The organism is Sphingomonas phyllosphaerae 5.2, from assembly GCF_000419605.1.
In the GTDB taxonomy this organism is placed as follows: domain Bacteria; phylum Pseudomonadota; class Alphaproteobacteria; order Sphingomonadales; family Sphingomonadaceae; genus Sphingomonas; species Sphingomonas phyllosphaerae_B.
The window spans coordinates 23,501-40,419 of sequence record NZ_ATTI01000002.1; the positions used below are offsets into that span (position 1 = coordinate 23,501).

General features: G+C 61.8%; 13 protein-coding genes and 1 pseudogene. 11 read left to right on the forward strand and 3 right to left on the reverse strand.

Going from position 1 to position 16,919, the window contains the following annotated elements:
- The first annotated feature begins 1 nt into the window (after position 1).
- The 5 genes and pseudogenes from SPHPHY_RS0118240 (at position 2) to SPHPHY_RS20655 (ending at position 5,295) form a co-directional block, all read left to right on the forward strand.
- On the forward strand, positions 2 to 652 hold the full coding sequence (locus SPHPHY_RS0118240) for a NeuD/PglB/VioB family sugar acetyltransferase (protein WP_022688126.1): 651 nt from the start codon (positions 2 to 4) through the stop codon (positions 650 to 652).
- Positions 649 to 1,272 (forward strand): hypothetical protein, encoded by a 624-nt coding sequence (locus SPHPHY_RS20650; protein WP_022688127.1) that lies wholly within the window; start codon positions 649 to 651, stop codon positions 1,270 to 1,272. Before SPHPHY_RS0118240 ends, SPHPHY_RS20650 begins: the two co-directional genes overlap by 4 nt.
- A complete protein-coding gene (locus tag SPHPHY_RS0118250) occupies positions 1,250 to 2,788 on the forward strand; it encodes a lipopolysaccharide biosynthesis protein (protein ID WP_022688128.1) in 1,539 nt (512 codons plus the stop codon). Before SPHPHY_RS20650 ends, SPHPHY_RS0118250 begins: the two co-directional genes overlap by 23 nt.
- Positions 2,789 to 2,805: 17 nt before the next feature.
- On the forward strand, positions 2,806 to 3,939 hold the full coding sequence (locus SPHPHY_RS0118255; protein WP_081645460.1) for a glycosyltransferase family 2 protein: 1,134 nt from the start codon (positions 2,806 to 2,808) through the stop codon (positions 3,937 to 3,939).
- A gap of 394 nt (positions 3,940 to 4,333) precedes the next feature.
- Positions 4,334 to 5,295, forward strand: a pseudogene (locus SPHPHY_RS20655) (IS481 family transposase).
- Here the strand turns inward: SPHPHY_RS20655 and SPHPHY_RS21590 are convergent.
- Positions 5,284 to 6,208 (reverse strand): IS630 family transposase gene (locus SPHPHY_RS21590; RefSeq protein WP_156025190.1). Its coding sequence is split into 2 segments (ribosomal slippage): positions 5,284 to 5,871 and positions 5,873 to 6,208, totalling 924 coding nucleotides; the frame shifts between segments, so codons are not numbered across the junction. The pseudogene SPHPHY_RS20655 and the gene SPHPHY_RS21590 overlap by 12 nt on opposite strands.
- A 154-nt stretch (positions 6,209 to 6,362) precedes the next feature.
- Positions 6,363 to 7,490, reverse strand: a complete 1,128-nt coding sequence (locus SPHPHY_RS20660) for a glycosyltransferase (protein ID WP_022688130.1) — start codon at positions 7,488 to 7,490, stop codon at positions 6,363 to 6,365.
- Positions 7,491 to 7,649: 159 nt separating this feature from the next.
- Here SPHPHY_RS20660 and SPHPHY_RS0118280 point away from each other — a divergent pair, with 159 nt between their 5' ends.
- Both SPHPHY_RS0118280 and SPHPHY_RS0118285 read left to right on the forward strand, forming a co-directional pair.
- Entirely contained in the window at positions 7,650 to 9,179 is a 1,530-nt protein-coding gene (locus SPHPHY_RS0118280) for a glycoside hydrolase family 55 protein (protein WP_231370504.1), read from the forward strand.
- The gene (locus SPHPHY_RS0118285) at positions 9,154 to 9,711 is read left to right on the forward strand and encodes a DUF4214 domain-containing protein (protein WP_022688132.1); all 558 of its coding nucleotides are present in this window, start codon (positions 9,154 to 9,156) and stop codon (positions 9,709 to 9,711) included. The genes SPHPHY_RS0118280 and SPHPHY_RS0118285 overlap by 26 nt, the downstream gene beginning before the upstream one ends.
- Positions 9,712 to 9,821: 110 nt before the next feature.
- On the opposite strand, the gene SPHPHY_RS0118290 is transcribed toward SPHPHY_RS0118285, so the two are convergent.
- Positions 9,822 to 11,090 (reverse strand): sugar transferase, encoded by a 1,269-nt coding sequence (locus tag SPHPHY_RS0118290; RefSeq protein WP_022688133.1) that lies wholly within the window; start codon positions 11,088 to 11,090, stop codon positions 9,822 to 9,824.
- A gap of 211 nt (positions 11,091 to 11,301) precedes the next feature.
- On the opposite strand from SPHPHY_RS0118290, the gene SPHPHY_RS0118295 reads away from it, so the two are divergent.
- The 4 genes from SPHPHY_RS0118295 to SPHPHY_RS0118310 are packed head-to-tail and all read left to right on the forward strand — an operon-like array spanning position 11,302 to position 16,912.
- The gene (locus tag SPHPHY_RS0118295; protein ID WP_022688134.1) at positions 11,302 to 12,705 is read left to right on the forward strand and encodes an O-antigen ligase family protein; all 1,404 of its coding nucleotides are present in this window, start codon (positions 11,302 to 11,304) and stop codon (positions 12,703 to 12,705) included.
- 38 nt (positions 12,706 to 12,743) lie between these two features.
- Positions 12,744 to 13,454: a polysaccharide biosynthesis/export family protein gene (locus tag SPHPHY_RS0118300; protein ID WP_022688135.1), complete on the forward strand. Its 711-nt coding sequence runs from the start codon at positions 12,744 to 12,746 to the stop codon at positions 13,452 to 13,454.
- A gap of 9 nt (positions 13,455 to 13,463) precedes the next feature.
- Complete coding sequence (locus SPHPHY_RS0118305) at positions 13,464 to 15,656, forward strand: GumC family protein (RefSeq protein WP_028057125.1); 2,193 nt, start codon at positions 13,464 to 13,466, stop codon at positions 15,654 to 15,656.
- Positions 15,656 to 16,912, forward strand: coding sequence for a hypothetical protein (locus SPHPHY_RS0118310; protein WP_156025191.1), 1,257 nt, complete (start codon positions 15,656 to 15,658; stop codon positions 16,910 to 16,912). The genes SPHPHY_RS0118305 and SPHPHY_RS0118310 overlap by 1 nt, the downstream gene beginning before the upstream one ends.
- Positions 16,913 to 16,919: the final 7 nt, after the last annotated feature.

The window sequence follows — 16,919 nt, forward strand, 5'->3', positions numbered from 1 at the left end:
GATGCGCGACTACATTCTCTGGGGCGCGACGGGCCAAGCAAGGGTCCTGATCGAACTCCTCGCGGGCCAGTCGATGCAGCTGGTCGCGTTGGTGGATCGCGCCGTGGCGGAGCCTCCGCTCCCAGGCGTGACGATGCTGCGCGATGCTGAAGCATTGGACACGTGGCTAAACGAACGAGAGGCGCCGCTGCCCGGCGCGCTGGTCGCGATCGGCGGTCATCATGGTGCGGAGAGGCGCCGATTGCAGCAGGCGCTGCAGCAGCGCGGGGTGAAGATCCTTTGCGCCATCCATCGTGCCGCCTATGTGGCCACCGACGCGATGGTCGGGGCGGGTAGCCAGGTGTTGGCTGGCAGCGTGGTCGCCGCCCGAGCCCAACTGGGCGAGGCGGTCATCGTTAATACCGGCGTAACTGTAGATCATGATTGCGTGATCGATGCAGGAGTTCACCTCGCTCCAGGTGTCACGCTCGCCGGCGAGATAATGGTCGGCAGGGATGCCTTCGTCGGCGCCGGGGCGACTGTGCTGCCCCGTCTGCGAATCGGGGCGGGGGCGATCGTCGGGGCCGGCGCGGTGGTGACGCGCGACGTTGTCGCGGGCGCGACCGTCGTCGGAGTTCCGGCGAGGGCGATTTCCGCAAGCGGATCGGCATGACGATCGCGCGTATCCTTCAAGCTTATGTAGAGCGGCAGATCGCCCATGTGGTCCCAGGCTTTTCCGATGCGATCTCTCTTCCCCTCGCTGCTGTCGAGGAGGCGGTGGAGCGGATCGAGTGCAACGTCCGCGCGCAGCATGGCGGCGAACGAGGATTTGACCCGCTCATCTCCGGGCAATATGCCACCTTCCTGTATTATCTCGCCCATGTGCTTCGTATGGATCGTGAACGAGCGACGCACGTCTTCCTGCTCAACAAGGCACTGAACGGAATCGACTTATTTTACGACGTGGTTATGCCCGATCATTTCCTCATTGGGCACACGGTAGGGATGGTATTTGCTAAGGCCGACTATGGCGATTACTGCGTCTTTCATCAGGGATGCACGGTCGGACGCATCTTGGCGGATCGCCCGATACTAGGCGAGGGAGTCGTCATCTATCCTGGCGGTGCTATCATCGGGCGCTGTCGCGTCGGGCCGAACACTGTCGTGTCAGCCGGCGTCCAGGTTATTAACACGGACACACCAGGCAACTGCATCGTGTTCCAAGGCGAGAATGGCCGGCCGTTCTTCAAGCCAATCAGGGAGCGCTTCTATGCGCGCTATTACCGGGCTTAGGCGACTGGCTGGTAGGTCGGCGGGCCTGCGCGTCAATCTCGTCGCGAACTATGTGGGTCAAGGATGGACTGCGATCGCCAACATCGCGTTCATCCCAGCCTACATCCATTATCTTGGCGTTCAAGCCTATGGGCTAATCGGCGTATTCGCTATCATCCTGTCGACCGCCAGCCTGCTTGACGGGGGTTTAACACCGACATTAAATCGAGAACTGGCGACCTTCTCCGCAGGAGGGCATACCGTCCAATATGTCCGCAACCTGCTGCGCACGATCAATCTGATCTGCGCGGCTGGGTTCGTTCTGGTGACGTTGGCGGGCTTGGCTGCAGCCCCGGCGCTGGCGGCGCACTGGATCGGCGATCGGTCGTTGCCGCCGGGGACGGTGGTTCAGTCGCTCTTTCTCATGATCTTGATGGCGGCTCTGCGTATCGTCGAGGGAGTACAGCGGAGCGCGTTGCTGGGTCTGCACCGACATGTCCTGCTGAACTTGCTGTCGATGATTACGGTGACTTTGCGTGCGGGAGGGGTCATCGCGCCGCTGGCACTCGTGTCGGCAACTCCGCAAATGTTCTTCTGCTGGCAGGCCACAATATCGGCAGTGTCAGTCGCCGCCTTCGCCGTGGCGGTGCGTAAGAGTATTCCTTCGTCCGAGCGCCGACCACGCTTCGACCCGGCGATCGTGCGAACGCTGCGGCATTTTGCGGGTGGCGTCCTAGGGGCGACGGCCTTGGCCGTGGTCCTGACTCAGGCGGACAAGATCCTCTTGGTCAAGCTAGTTCCGCTGGACCAGTTCAGCGCTTATGCCTTGGCGACCGCAATCGCGAGCGGGCTGTATCAGGTCGTAAGCCCGGTGTCGCAATCCTATTACCCTGTCTTTACGAGTCGGATGGCGAGCGGGCAAAACCAGCTGGCGATGTCCTATCATCAGGGATCGCAGATCGTGTCGGCGACGGTAGGCCCGCCTGCGGCTATCCTGTCTTTCTTCTCCGGTCCGGTGCTGACGCTGTGGACCGGTAATCCCCCGCTCGCTGCTATGGCTAGCCCTATTTTATCACTGCTTGCACTGGGCACCGCGTGTCATTGTGCGATGTACATGCCCTACATGCTTCAATTGTCCGCCGGATGGTCTGGATTGGCGATGAGGATGAATATCGCCGCAGTCCTGATAGTGTTTCCGGCGTTACTAATCGTAGTCCCTCGCGCAGGTATGATCGGTGCGGCCGTGATCTGGCTGGTGCTGAATGCCGGCGCACTGGTTACCACGATCCGTATCATGCACCGACGCCTGTTGATAGGCGAGATGCGACGATGGTACGTGCAGGATCTACTGATCCCGTTCGGGGTGGCGTTCGGCGTAGCCGCGCTGTGCCGTTTCCTCTATCCCGACACAGCAACTCCTGCGGTCCGGCTACTCGCCCTTGGAGCCTCATGCGTTGTGACGCTGATCGCGGGAATTTTGACGGTTTCTTTTCTACGCGAGCGGATTAGCTCGCTTGTAAAACGGTGTCTCGCCTGAACCATCGGAGATCTCCCATGTCATCCGCCCCGACGCTCACGGTGCTGATCCCTACCCGTGACCGCTCTCAAACACTGGGCAGCACCATCCAGTCCTGTCTCGCGCAGGACTATCCGCACCTAAGGATCGTCGTGAGCGACAACTGCAGCACCGACGGGACAGCCGACATGGTGGCGGCGATTGACGATCCGCGGCTGCGCTATGTCCGCACCCCGCGCCGACTAAGCATGACGGGCAATTTCGAGTTCAGTCTCTCGCAGGTTGAGAGCGGGTATCTGATGCACCTAGGTGACGATGACGGCTTGGTCCTCGGCGCCGCGTCACAGGTTGCGGGCATCATTCAGGAAACGGGAGCGGAGGCGGTCAATTCGGCCCACGCCGTGTATCATTGGCCAAACAGTCTTTACACAGGATATCGCAATCGTCTGATCCTGCCTGTCAGACGCGGTTATCGCCGGGTGAAGGGATTGGATGCAGCGGCGGATGTAATCGCGTTCCGGCGCGGATACCCTTATCTACCCAGCACTTATTCGGGATTTGTCATGAAGGCGGTGATCGATCGCGTGGCGGCAGGCGCGAGCTATTACTCGTCCATCACGCCCGATTCTTACGCCGGTTTCGTCAACGCCGGAGTCATAGACACCTTCGTTTATTCCGAGCGGCCGTTCGCCATTGCGGGGTTATCGGGGCGAAGCAATGGAGGGTCCAATGTGAACAGCGGTGACCCCGGCGAGGCGCAACGGTACTTGGTCGAGAACGACCTGCCGACCCATCCAGACATCACCTACTGCCCCAAGTCGATCCCGCTTGTCGTGGCGGAAGCCTTTCTGCAAGCGCGAGATCGCGTGCCGCGTCTTCGCAACCTCCCGTTCGACATACGGCTTTTGTGCCGCGTCGCTATGCGCGACGTGGGCGAGGAGAATTACGCAACGGTGCGCAATGCCGTGGTCGAGACCGCGGATCGTCATGGCCTCCGCCTGGCCGTTCCGCAATCACCGACGCTGACGCAGAGGATTGATCGAGAGGCGGACCGCCTCCGAGTGCGTATACGTCGCGTGCGCGAAGGTTATCGACGCGTTGATGTGACTCGATATGGCGTTGACGACGTCGATGGCGCGGGCCGCCTGGCGTACGATTTGCTGAGTTCGTAAGGATCGGCGGATGTTAACTTCAGTTTCAAAGCATGTCATCATTCGGTCAGGGCGGGATCGAGGGCACTGAGCATGAAATAAGTAATCGTGGAATTTATCCGACAGTAGAGTAGATGATACTTTAGTAGTCGCCATCCCGCCGACCGTTCTACCGCAACGCCGCGGTGGATGATCATGCGACAGTTAGCGGCTCACGAAAACCCAGATCTTCGACTGATTCAACCTACCCACCATGCCAATCAGACCTCTACCACGATGCTAACCGCCCCGTCGGATGCTTCAGGTCGATGGCTAGAGTCGGATGACATCAAGCTGACCCATATCCTGAGTTGACTAGGTGTTTGATCCCACGGTTTGATGGTGCGATCCTTTCGTTGGAATGGAAGGAAGCCGCATGGGACAAGTTCGTCACGGGAGCGCCACGACCACGCACGCCGTCCGAGCAGCAATACAGCGATCGCAAGCTTCGCTCGCGACGCTGAGCCGTGAGCTGGGGATCAATCCGAAGACAGTCGCGAAGTGGCGTAAGAGGGCAACGGTCGAGGATATAAAGACCGGGCCGAAGGCCCCTCATTCGACTACCTTGACCGAGGCTGAAGAGGCGATGGTTGTGGCGTTCCGACGGCACACACTGCTGCCGCTCGACGACTGCCTCTACGCGTTGCAGCCATCGATCCCGCAGTTGACGCGCTCAGCGCTGCATCGTTGCCTCCAGCGGCCCGGCATATCCCGCCTGCCGGATATCGAGGGCGAAAAACCGAAGCGCCAGCGCTTCAAGCGTTATCCCATCGGCTTCTTTCACATCGATATCGCCGAGGTGCAGACTGCCGAAGGCAAACTGTACCTGTTCGTCGGCATCGACCGCTACCCGCCAAGTTCGCGGTCACCCAATTGGTTGAGAAGGCTGACAGGCGAACTGCGTGGGAGTTCCTCGAACACCTGCTGAAGGCCGTGCCGTACCGCATCCACACCATCCTGACCGACAACGGCATCCAGTTTGCCGACCAGCCTCGTAACCGCAACACCGCCTGGTCGCGTCAGATGCGGTTCGACATGATCTGCGAGGCAAATGGCATCGAGCACCGGCTCACGAAACCGAACCATCCGTGGACCAACGGTCAGGTCGAGCGGATGAACCGGACCATCAAGGAGGCGACCGTCAAACGCTTCCACTACGAAAGCCACGACCAGCTAGGCACGCACCTCGCCGACTTCATGGCCGCCTACAATTTCGCCCGCCGGCTCAAGACGCTGAACGGTCTCACGCCCTACGAATACATCGCCAAGATCTGGACGTCAGAGCCAAATCGGTTCATCGTCGACCCGATCCACCAGATGCCGGGACTAAACACCTAGGTAGTTGCGGCGTTCTGCGGGGGAGAAGGCATCGAGAAGCGTGCCGACGCGTCTCCATGTTGCCTCGTGGGATCGCTCGGCGGCCTTGCGCATGAGGTGCTTGAGCTTGGCGAAGACCTGCTCGATCGGGTTCAGGTCCGGGCTGTAGGGCGGCAGGAACAGCAGCCTGGCACCGACCGCACGGATAGCGTTGCGGATGGCGGGTTTCTTGTGGCTGGAGAGGTTGTCCATGATGACGACGTCGCCGGGCGACAGCGTCGGCACGAGGCACTGCTCGATATAGTCGGTGAAGCTTTGCGCGTTGACCGGCTGGTCCAGCACGCACGGCGCGTCGATCCGGTCGCAGCGCAGCGCCGCCAGGAACGTCATCGTGCGCCAGTGGCCGTAGGGCACCTTGGCATGGAGCCGCTGGCCGACCGGTGCCCAACCGCGCAAGGGGGCCATGTTCGTCTTCACCCACGTCTCATCGATGAAGACGAGACGCGCCGGATCAAGCCGACCCTGGTATTTCTTCCACTGCGCGCGACGCCGGGCAATTGCGGGACGGAGTTGTTCGGCGGGCAGCACGCTTTTTTTTGAAGCTCAGCCCCTCGACATGGGCGAACCGCCAGACCTGAACATAGTCGACCTTCACGTCGCGGCCCGCCAACTCCGCTACCAGTCCACGCAAGGTGAAGTCGCGGGTCATCCGCTCCAGCAGCCAGTCACGTGTCGCGCCGGACAGGATGTTGGATCGGCGACCACCCATCCGGCTCGGCGCGGCGCTGCCCGTATCGCGAAAGCGCCGCACCCATTTGATCGCCGAACTCGGCGCCACCCCGAAGCGTGAAGCAGCCGCGTGGCACGACATGCCATCGGCGATTACCGCCCTGACCACCCGTTCCCGCAGGTCCATCGAATACGGCTTTGACATGCTGGCTGGCCTCCTTCGCCAGCCGGCACATTGAATCAGATCGCCAGCCCAATGGGAATCCTCAGCGATTCAGATCCACGCCATCACGCTCTAAGGGGAAGGTTCGCTTACGCAGCGCGCCTCTTGGATTCATGCAATGAGCTTGGCGTCGTGATCAGGAACAGGACACGCTTCTGATAAGATGCGCATAGCGTTCTCCCACTGAGGCCATCTCATGATCGCGCTCGATCGAGCGGAGTGCGCCTGCGGATAGGCGTTGCCAGAGCGCATCGTCGGCGACGAGCCGTCGCATGGCAAGGAGCAGTGCTTTCGGGTCGCCAGGTTCCACGATAAGTCCGGTCTCGCCGTCTTTGTTCACGAAGGGAACGCCGGATCGCTTCAGATTGGTGGACACCATCGGCAGTCCCGCGGCCATGCTCTCTACCTGCGCGATGCCATACATCTCCGCCGCCGTGATCGACGGCATAACCCCCAGCTTCGCTTGAGCGAACGCATCCGCGAGTTCGGCGGGTGTCAAGCCGCCCGCGAGCAGAACGCGATCTTTGACCCCTGCCGTTTCAATCCGGCGCCTTAGCTCATCCTCAAGCGGCCCCGAGCCGACGATTAGCGAGCAAAGCTCTTCGTCGAAGCCGCGAGCGGCCTCGACCAGAACGTCGAAGCCTTTGTAGGGGACCAGTCGTCCAATCGAGATTGACATCGCACGACCGCGGCGAAAGCGCCTGAGCGTGTCGGCAAAGGCTGTGTGTCCGGTCGCGACGGGGATCAAGGTCCGGTTGAACGGGAAAGGAATGACAACACCGTTGCGGATGGCCTTGGCCCGGCGCGAGCATTCGAGATGAATCGGCGTCGGTCCGATCACCGCGGCCGCGCGGGCCAGCAGGCGGTTGTCGACCGGCGCTGTGGCCCAGCGTATCATGGCCTGCGGAATGTCAGCATGCCAGATGAGGATCACCGGTTTGCGCCAACTGAGCGCCGCCAGCACCGCTAAGGGATTAGGCAAATGGACTAAGGCGCAGTCGTAATCCGCTTCGAGCCGGCGGCCCAGTTGGAGGTAGCGCCGGGACAGCCGCTTGTTGCCGAACGACAGATCGGCTTTGCAACGGATCACTCGATAATCGCGTTCGCGCTCGATATACGGGCCCTTGACCTCCGTGCACAGGACGTCGGCGCGGATATTATGCCGTATCAGCATCTCGGCGATGTTGAAGGTAATTGTCTCGATTCCGCCGGTGTCAGGATCGAAATGCTTGGCCAGTTGTAGCACACGGGTCGGATGGGACATGCGAGACGCGGACCTTGAACGTGGTAAGTCCGACGATGCGCAGCGACGCGTGGCGGACGAGGGATGGCGCGGGGCGACATCCCTATGAAGGCGCTCTCTCGATTGCAACAGATGCACCGGCCGGTCGCTTGAAAGAGTCACTCAAACGGAAGGATGACCATGTCCCTCGACCCCGATCGCCGCCAACTCCTGCGTGCGACAATCGGCACGACGGCGGTGCTGCCCGTGACGTTGACGGCGCGTGACACCGCCCGCACTATTCGGAACGAGGGGCTGTCCGCGCGCGACCTTGGCGCAAGGTTCGACGGACGCAGCGACGATGCGGCGGCTCTCCAGCGTGGGATCGATGAGGCGGCTCGGACGGGGCGTCCATTGGTGCTGCCTTCAGGCACCGCCGGACTGAGCCGCCCATTGGATTTGAAGGGGCGACACGTTGCCATTTTGGGCGATCCAGCCGGGCATACCGTCCTGCGCGCCGTGGGCTCGTTGACCTGTCTGATTGATGCGCAGGAAGCGCATGAGGTGATCGACAGTGCGCTCTACCTGTTCGGGCTGACTCTGGACGGGGCAGGCAAGACGGCGGCGGGGATCAACCTGCGCTATCGACACCGAACCTTCTTGGATACGCTGACAGTCGGCGGCTGTATGATTGGGATAGATGAGCGGGACGCTTGGCTGGCACGACGCATTAATTGCCGCGTACGCGGCAACGCTACCGGCTGGCGGCTGCGCGGGGCGAACCACAGTAGCGTGTGGATCGGCTGCAGCTTTAGCGACGCGCGCGACGTGCATCTTGACATCGGCGTGGATGGTACCGCGCAGGACGGCAATGACGCGCTGCTCTTCCAAGCGTGCGACGTCGAGTACGGTACCGGCGACGGTATCCGCGTCGCGTCAGGCGCGACCGCGACGTTCGATACCTGCTACCTGGGCGAGGCGATCGGCGGTGATGTGTTGCGCACAGCCGGAACGGTGCTGGTACGCGGCGGCGTACTGTTCGTCGGGTATGGCACCAAGGCACGTGGCATCGTGCCGCTGGGCGGGCGCACGACTGTGACGGACGCGTCGGTTCGTGGTCAGGAGCAGGGCACGCTCGATCGGCTGGCGGGATGTGACGTGCCCGGCGCATCGGGACGCGTGGTGTTCCGTGAAATTGACATGCAACTGAAGGTCGGGGGCGATCCGCTGTTGCACGGCGACATTCTGGGGACCCTGCCGATGCGCGTGCTGGCCCCGCTACACGGGCGCAACTGGCAGGCGAGCGCGAACGATACGGAGATCATCGACGACGCAATAGGCGACACGCGCAGCACGTGCTGTCGCGCGGCGACGGGCCCAAACCCGCTGATCGGACTAGCCGCATCGCTGCACGGGCAGGCAGAGGCGCGACGCGACGGCCCGGCCTATGTCGTGATCGTCTATGCCGCGACGCGCCCGGTCGAGCTGAAATTCTCGGGAGGTGCGATCGGGCGCATGCCCGAACGGCTGGTCGGGTTGCTGCCTGCGACGCGTGCACCGGCTACCTATGTGAAGGTTGACGTGCCGGTCGAGTTTGCGCGCTTTTCAACGGTCGAACTCATTATGCCAGGTGCGCGGCCTGGCGACGTGCTGACGCTCCACCACGCGACGATCGCCGACGCGGCGGTGCTCGAACCCGCCCCGCTTGCAAACCTTGCTCGCGCTCGGTGAGGAAGTGCGCGATTGTCCCCTTTGGTTCGGGACAGCGATTGACAGCGGGCATGCCCGCGGGGCCGGGAACGACACGCTGACCGGCGGCGCGGACGATTACCGGATTGATGGCGGCAGCGGCATCGACACCGCTGTCTTCGTCGGGCTGTGGCGTCAATCCGCGCTGATGCGCGACGGCGCAGGGGAGCGTGACCGTCATTGGCCCCGACGGAACGGACATGCTGACGAACGTCGAGCGGTTCGCATTCAACGACGGCCATTCCGTCTTCAACGCCGAGAGTGCGTTGCGCAGATCATGCGCCGTACAATGCCGTGCCGCGCCACAACGAATGACATTGAATTCGACCTCTACCTCGATATGTCCGACGATCGCGGCGGCACCATGGCCGGCGTCGCAGGCAATCTAATCGGATCGGGCGAGTTCCTAGGCGCGGCCGGCGAGTTCGAGAACGTCAGCTTCGTCGATTACCTGTATCGGAACAACCTCGGCAGGGCGCCCGACAGCGGAGGTCGCGCTTTCATTTTATATTGACCAATTGGCACACAGCGGGAGCGCTGCTCGATGTCGCGCTGGGCATCAAACATTTACAGTTTGTTCGGCGCCCATATCGGAGCGAATATCAACTTTCCTTTGACGCCGGATCAGCGCGCACCGAAGCCGGTTAGCATCGTACGGATGGTGCGTGCCACGATCAGGATGTCGAGCCACGGCGAGAAATGACGGATGTAGTAAAAGTCGTAGTGCAGCTTGTGGCGCACGTCCTCCACTTCGGCGACATGGCCTTGATTGACCTGCGCCCAGCCCGTGATCCCCGGCCGCACAATGTGACGATAGCGATAGAAGGGGATTTCCGCCTCGTACCAGCGCGATAGTACCACCGCCTCCGGACGTGGACCGATCCAGCTCATCTCACGCTTGAGCACGTTCAACAATTGCGGCAATTCGTCGACGCGCGAGGGACGCAGGAAGCGCCCGATCCTTGTCACGCGCTGATCGTTCGATTGCGTCATCGCATGGCTGCGCGCATCATCTTTCGTGTTACGCGTAATGGTCATTGAGCGGAACTTGTAGACCGTGAACGGCACGCCCTGATAACCGATACGGCGTTGTCGGAAGATAGCGGGTCCCGGAGAATCGAGCCGGATTGCCAACGCAATCGACAGTAGTGCCGGCGACAGGATTAGCAGCGCGGCTGCCGCCGCTGCCCAGTCAATCAAGTGCTTTGCCGTCATATATGCCGATACCGGCACCAAGCTTCCGAAGCTGTTTTCGGACAGATGCTCTAGTTCGACTTTCCCGGTCAGTGATTCAAGTAGATGTTTGCTGTGATAGACTGGTAGCCCGGTCAGCGCACAATCAGTAAGGCGGCGTTCCCACTCGTCGGGTAGATCAGCGCGCAAGTCCGCCGCGATCGCCGAGAGGTCAGACGCATCGTCGTTCGGCGTGTTCAATATACGCCATTCGATCCGTTCGATCTCGGTTAGTTTCACGGCATTGCCGATTGGAATAATTCCGATTACTAATCCGGCACGGCGTTGCGCCCGGAAATAAGCGATGTAGAACCATGCAACACACAAAATGAAGCTGGTGATAAATACCGAGCGAGAATAAGAGAAGCGGCCTAATAGGAAGATTACGAATCCCAGACTATAGCTCGAAAAAAATGAGGGCACGATATATACGCTGCCTTGCACGCCGGGATAATTGCTAAGACTGCGCAACAGGAACACCCCGAGCAAAGACGCGAGCAACGTACCCATTAAGGTGATGTTTAGTAATCCCGCGTCATCATTGAGCGGATTAGTCATCAGCCGGACGACATAGGGCGTTGCCGAACATAGTATCGCGCCCAGAAGGTTCCATCGTAACCGCTGCCAGCTGACATGTCGGCGCAAGATTTGTTCGGCCACCTATTATACTCGCTATAATTTCTTCGAGGTCGTCAATCGGCTGGACATTAGTTACAGATTACCTGCCGAATGATGCAATGATCTGTAAAGGCACTTGAAAATGACGGATCGTTCTTACCTTGATGTCCTTTACCGATTTGGCGGAAAAGTGTAAACCGATGTGTCGCCACGCGACTTGTTGCGGGCGCGCCTAGATCCTACACGACGCTTCATGCCCACTCGTCACCGCCCGCTGCCGTTCCCGCTTCCGGGGATCGCGTTCGCCCTTTTGCTGGCATTGCTGGCGATGCTGTGGCTGGCGGGGGGCGCATCGCGGGCCGACGTTTCCGGGCAGGTGGTGGTGCGCGTCGCCGCTTGGGGCGCGCTGATCGTCGCCGGGCTGCTCGCGCCGCGCCCGAATGTCACGCGTGACTTGCGCCCGGTCGCGTGGCTGCTGGCGTTCGGGGTCGTGCTCGTCGCTTTGCAGCTGATTCCGCTGCCCGCCGACCTGTGGCTGCGGTTGCCGGGACGCGCGGTGTTGACCGAGGCGGTGCCACGCGGCGCACCACAACCGTGGCGGCCGTGGACAATGACGCCGGGGGCGACAGGCAACGCGCTGTCCGCGCTGGTGGTGCCGGTTGCGGTGCTAGTGTTGCTGGTCGCGATGCGCCCGGCCGAGCGCGCCTTGCTGCCGGGCGTGCTGCTAGTGATGGTCACGATCGCGATGCTCGTGGGGCTGCTACAGGTATCGGGAGCCCGGCTCAGCAATCCCTTCGTCAACGATACGGTCGGGCAGGTCAGCGGCATCTTCGCCAACCGCAATCACTTCGCGGTGTTCTTGGCGTGTGGCTGCCTGCTGGCACCCGCTTGGGCGTTCCGGGGCGAGCGGCATGCGCGCTGGCGCGGGCCACTGGCGTTAGGATTGATCGTGCTGTTCGTGATGACAATTCTGGCGACCGGATCGCGCGCGGGAATGCTAACTGCTGTGCTGGCGGTTCTGATCGCGCTCACGATGGTGCGTCACGAACTGCGTCGGCAACTATCGCGCGCGCCACGATGGGCGTTCCTGGCGCTGATCGCGAGCGTGCTGGGCTTGCTGGCGGTAGTGGTCGCGGCCAGCGTCGCGGCGAACCGCGCGGAATCGATCCACCGTACCTTCGCGGTTGACGTTGGCACCGACATGCGCAACCGCGGGCTGCCGATCGTGCTGAAGATGATCAGTACCTACCTGCCGCTTGGCAGCGGGGTTGGCGGGTTCGACCCGATGTTCCGGATGCACGAACCGCTGGCGTTACTGAAGCCCACCTTTTTCAACCATGCGCATAATGATTTCCTGGAAGTGGTTCTAGATGCCGGGGTGCCAGGCGGGCTGTTGCTGGGCGCGGCGCTGTTCTGGTGGCTTTCGGCTAGCATCCGCGTGTGGCGCGTGCGGGGGGGGGCAATAACCGGTGCAGGGCGGCTTGGTTCGGCGATCCTGCTGCTGCTAATCGTGGCGAGTGCCTTCGATTATCCACTACGCACCCCGACGATGATGGCGCTGACTGTGATCGCTGCGGTGTGGCTGGCAGACGGGCAGGGGAGTGGTGACGAGGCCGGCAAGCGCTCGTCTTTACCTGAAGCAGGCCAGCACCTATAGCACGCCAGCCCATCTGGTTCGGGACATTATCCGTCGACATGCGTAAGCTCTGTATACTCCTGTCCTTCGCGGCTGCGCTGTCGGCTTGCGGGGGCCGACAACCCCTGATCTCCACCGCACGGCTGACAGTCGTCTCCGACAGCGCGGTGCTGCCCGCACCCGACCGCAACGACCTGACTGCGCCCGATCGCCCCTCGCTTGTCGGGCCGCTTGATACGATTCAGGTCGATGTCTTCAACATCCCCGAACTGAGCCGCGAAATGCAGGTCGACGCCAGCGGGCGAATCTCAATGCCGCTGGCCGGCACTGTCGATGCGCGCGGCAAGACCGCTGCGGAACTGGCCACCGCAATCGAGGCGACGCTGCGCGGTCGCTACGTCCGTAACCCGGAAGTAACCGTCAACATTCGCAGCTCGGTCAGCCAAGTGGTGACCGTCGATGGCCAGGTGGTCGAGCCTGGCTTATATCCCGTAACCAATCAGATGACGCTGATGCGCGCCATCGCCTCTGCAAAGGGGTTGTCTGAATTCGCGCGACAGGACGATGTGGTGATCCTGCGCACTGTCGCCGGGCACAAGATGGCCGGGCTCTACAATATCGACGCGATCAGGCGCGGCACGTACGATGACCCTCCGATATACGCTAATGATGTGATCCTTGTTGGCGATTCCCCACAGCGTCGCCTGTTCCGCGATTTCGTGTCGCTCTCGCCGATCGTTGCGGCGCCGTTAATTGCGATTCTCCAGTAAGGCGCCTGCATGACTACTGTTACATCCAACATGCGCGCCGCGCCGCCTGTCGCCTCACCCGCGGCCTCGGGCGACGGGATGCCGCTGATCCGACAGTATCTGCGCATTGCGATGCGCTGGCGCTACGTCATTATAGGCACGACGGCGGCCTGCGTGCTGCTCGGGCTGGTCGCGACCTTGTTGATGACCCCCAAATATACCGCGGTCTCCACGGTCGAAATATCTCGGGATTCGGACAAAGTGACCGATTTTCAGGGTGTCGAGCGGGAGACGAGCGTCGCTGATCAGGAATTCTACCAGACGCAGTACGGCCTGCTGCAGTCGCGCTCGCTGGCAGAGCGGGTCGCGGTGCAGCTGCGAATGGTCGACGATCCGAAGTTTTTCGAGATGTACGGAGCGGCGAAGGACGAGCCGGCGTTCGAGTTGGTGGGCGGTCGCTATCCCGCCAGCGGCCGGAGCGTGCGGCAACGGATCGCGGGCGAGGTGCTAATGAAAAATTTGGCAATTGCACCAACGCGCTTGTCGCGACTGGTCGACATCCGGTTCACCAGCCCGAACGCGGATTTCGCTGCGAAGGTCGCCAATGCTTGGGCGGAAAACTTCATTCAGACTAATCTGGAGCGCAAGATTCAGGCGACCTCCTACGGCCGAAACCTGCTTCAGCACCAGCTTGGGCAAATCAAGGAGCGCCTCGACGAGTCGCAGCGCCAGCTTGTCGGCTATGCATCGGCACAACGGATCATTAATCTGCCTGCGCAGACTGGCGGTGACGGACGCACTACCTCCGAACGCTCGATCGTCGCGGACGATCTGGCTGCGCTGAACGCCGCGTTGTCGCAAGCGACCGCCGACCGCATCCAGGTCGAGGCTCGATACCAGCAGGCGGGGCGTGGTGGCGCGTCGACCGAGGCACTGCGCAATCAGGCGATTAACGCTCTGCGTCAGAAACGCGCCGAACTGGCCGCCGAATATCAGCGGCTTATGGTACAATTCGAGCCCGGCTACCCGACCGCGCAGGCGATCAACTCACAGATTGATCAGCTCGACCGGTCGATCGCGCGCGAGGAAGGACGCGTGTCGGGCTCGCTGCTTGCCGATTTCCGCGAGGCGCAGGAGCGCGAACATGCATTGGCGAGCAAGGTCGATCAGTTAAAGTCGAGCTATCTCGACCTGCGCCGACGATCGATCCAATACAATATCTACCAGCAGGAAGTGGATACCAATCGCGCGTTGTACGATGGCCTGCTTCAGCGCTTCAAGGAGATCGGCGTCGCGGGCGGTGTGGGCGTCAATAATATCTCAATCGTGGACCCCGCTAATGTTCCGCAAAAGCCGTCGAGCCCGCGGCTCTTATTGAACTTGGCGTTGGCGCTGCTGGCCGGCTTCGGACTTGGCGTGCTGCTGGCGCTCGGGCTCGAACAGATTGATGAGGCGATCGCCGATCCAGCGGAGGTCGAGCGACGACTCGGCCTACCGCTGCTAGGATCGGTGCCCAAACTACAATCGGGGACGCCCAAGGAAGCGCTGCTGGATCGCAAGTCCGATCTGTTCGACGCCTACCTAGCTGTGCAGACCAACTTGGCCTTCACCACCGAACATGGCGTACCGCGTTCCTTCGCGGTCACCTCGACCCGTCCGGCTGAGGGCAAGTCGACGACGGCCCTGGCGTTGGCCACCACGCTGGCGCGTGCGCACCGGCGCGTCATCCTGGTCGACGGTGACATGCGTTCGCCCTCGATACACCATTTGGGTGGGGTCGATCACGACCGTGGGCTCAGCAACTTCCTCACCGGGCAGGATAATATCGATGCGTTGATCTTCCCTATGCATGATCTGGGCATCACCGCCATGTCTGCCGGCCCTATCCCGCCGAACGCGGCGGAGCTGCTGACTGGCAATCGTTTGTCGACACTTATCGAAAGGTTGCTGCAGAGCTACGACCATGTGGTGATAGACAGCCCGCCGGTCATGGGGTTGGCCGATGCGCCACTGATTGCCAGCCGCGTTGAGGGTGTGATTTATGCGGTTGAATCGCATGGAATTCGCTCCAGCATGGTTAAGACCGCTCTTGGCCGCCTTGCCAGCGCCAATGCACGCGTCATGGGCGGCGTATTAACCAAGTTCGAGAGTCGAAAGGCTCATTACGGCTATGGCTATGAATATGGCTATGGCTATGGTCGCGATAAGGGTACATCCGCCTGATGTCTGCGCGCGCCCGGTCGCCTTCCCGCACCCGCACCCACACGCGCCGAACGCCCGTCGAGTGGGCGATGCGCGGCGTGCTGGCGGTCGTGCTGCTGGCGCTTGCGTGGGCATCGATTGCGCGAACGCTGGGCTTTATGTTGCGCACCGCCAACGTTGAGCGCGCGCACAGGCTGGCCCCGCACGATGGGCGCGTCACTGCGCTGCTGGCACAAAAACTGGTGAGGCCTGATGCGGATGGCGCCTCGCGCCTGCGCGCCGACCAGCTAGCGCGCCGCGCACTGCTGCAGGAACCGATGGCGGTGGTTGCGGCCGCGACGCTGGGGCTGAACGCGCAACTGCGTGGCGATGTCGCGGGATCGCGGCGGCTATTCAATTACGCCGGGCGATTGTCGCGCCGCGATCTCCAGACGCAGGTCTGGGCGATCGAGGACGCGGTAGCGCGCGCCGACATCCCAGCGGCGCTGCAACACTACGATATCGCGCTGCGCACCTCGCGAGAGGCGCCTGACCTGCTGTTCCCAGTGCTGAGCTCGGCAATTGCGGAGCCCAGCGTGCGTGCCGTGCTCGTCGCGACTATGGCGCAGGCACCGGTCTGGCCGGGCGCCTTCATCGATTACGTGTCAGGCAATGGCCCTGATCCGCTGGTGACGGTGCAGTTCTTCCTTAAACTGCGTCGCGCCGGAGTCGAAATCCCGCCAGGTGCGGGGGCGACGATTGTAAGCACGTTAATCGGCAAAGGCCGGATTGCAGCGGCTTGGCGTTATTATGCGTCGATGCACCGTCATGCCGATCCCCGCCGTTCGCGCGATCCTGATTTTGCGGAACAGCCGATCACACCGTCGCCGTTCGACTGGGTGACAATCAGCGATGCGAGCGTCAACACTTCGATTCAGCGCGGCACAAATGGCGGGGTGCTCGATTTCTCGGCTCCGACCAGCGTCGGCGGACCGGTCGTGCAACAGATGCAGATTTTACCGCCAGGCCGATACCGGCTGGAAGGGCGAAGCACCGGGATAAGCCAGGCGCCCGCCGCGCTGCCTTATTGGGTGTTGACCTGCGGTGATGGGCGCGAGGCCGGGCGGGTAACCGTCCAAAATTCGGGCGCTGATCCGAAGGGGGACCTTTTCGGCGGGGAGGTCGTGGTGCCTTCCGATTGTACCACGCAAACGCTTCGCCTGATACTCCGCGCCTCCGATAAGGTCGATGGCGTCAACGGTCAGATCGAGACGGTTCGGCTCGCACCGTCCGCGTGATGGGAGT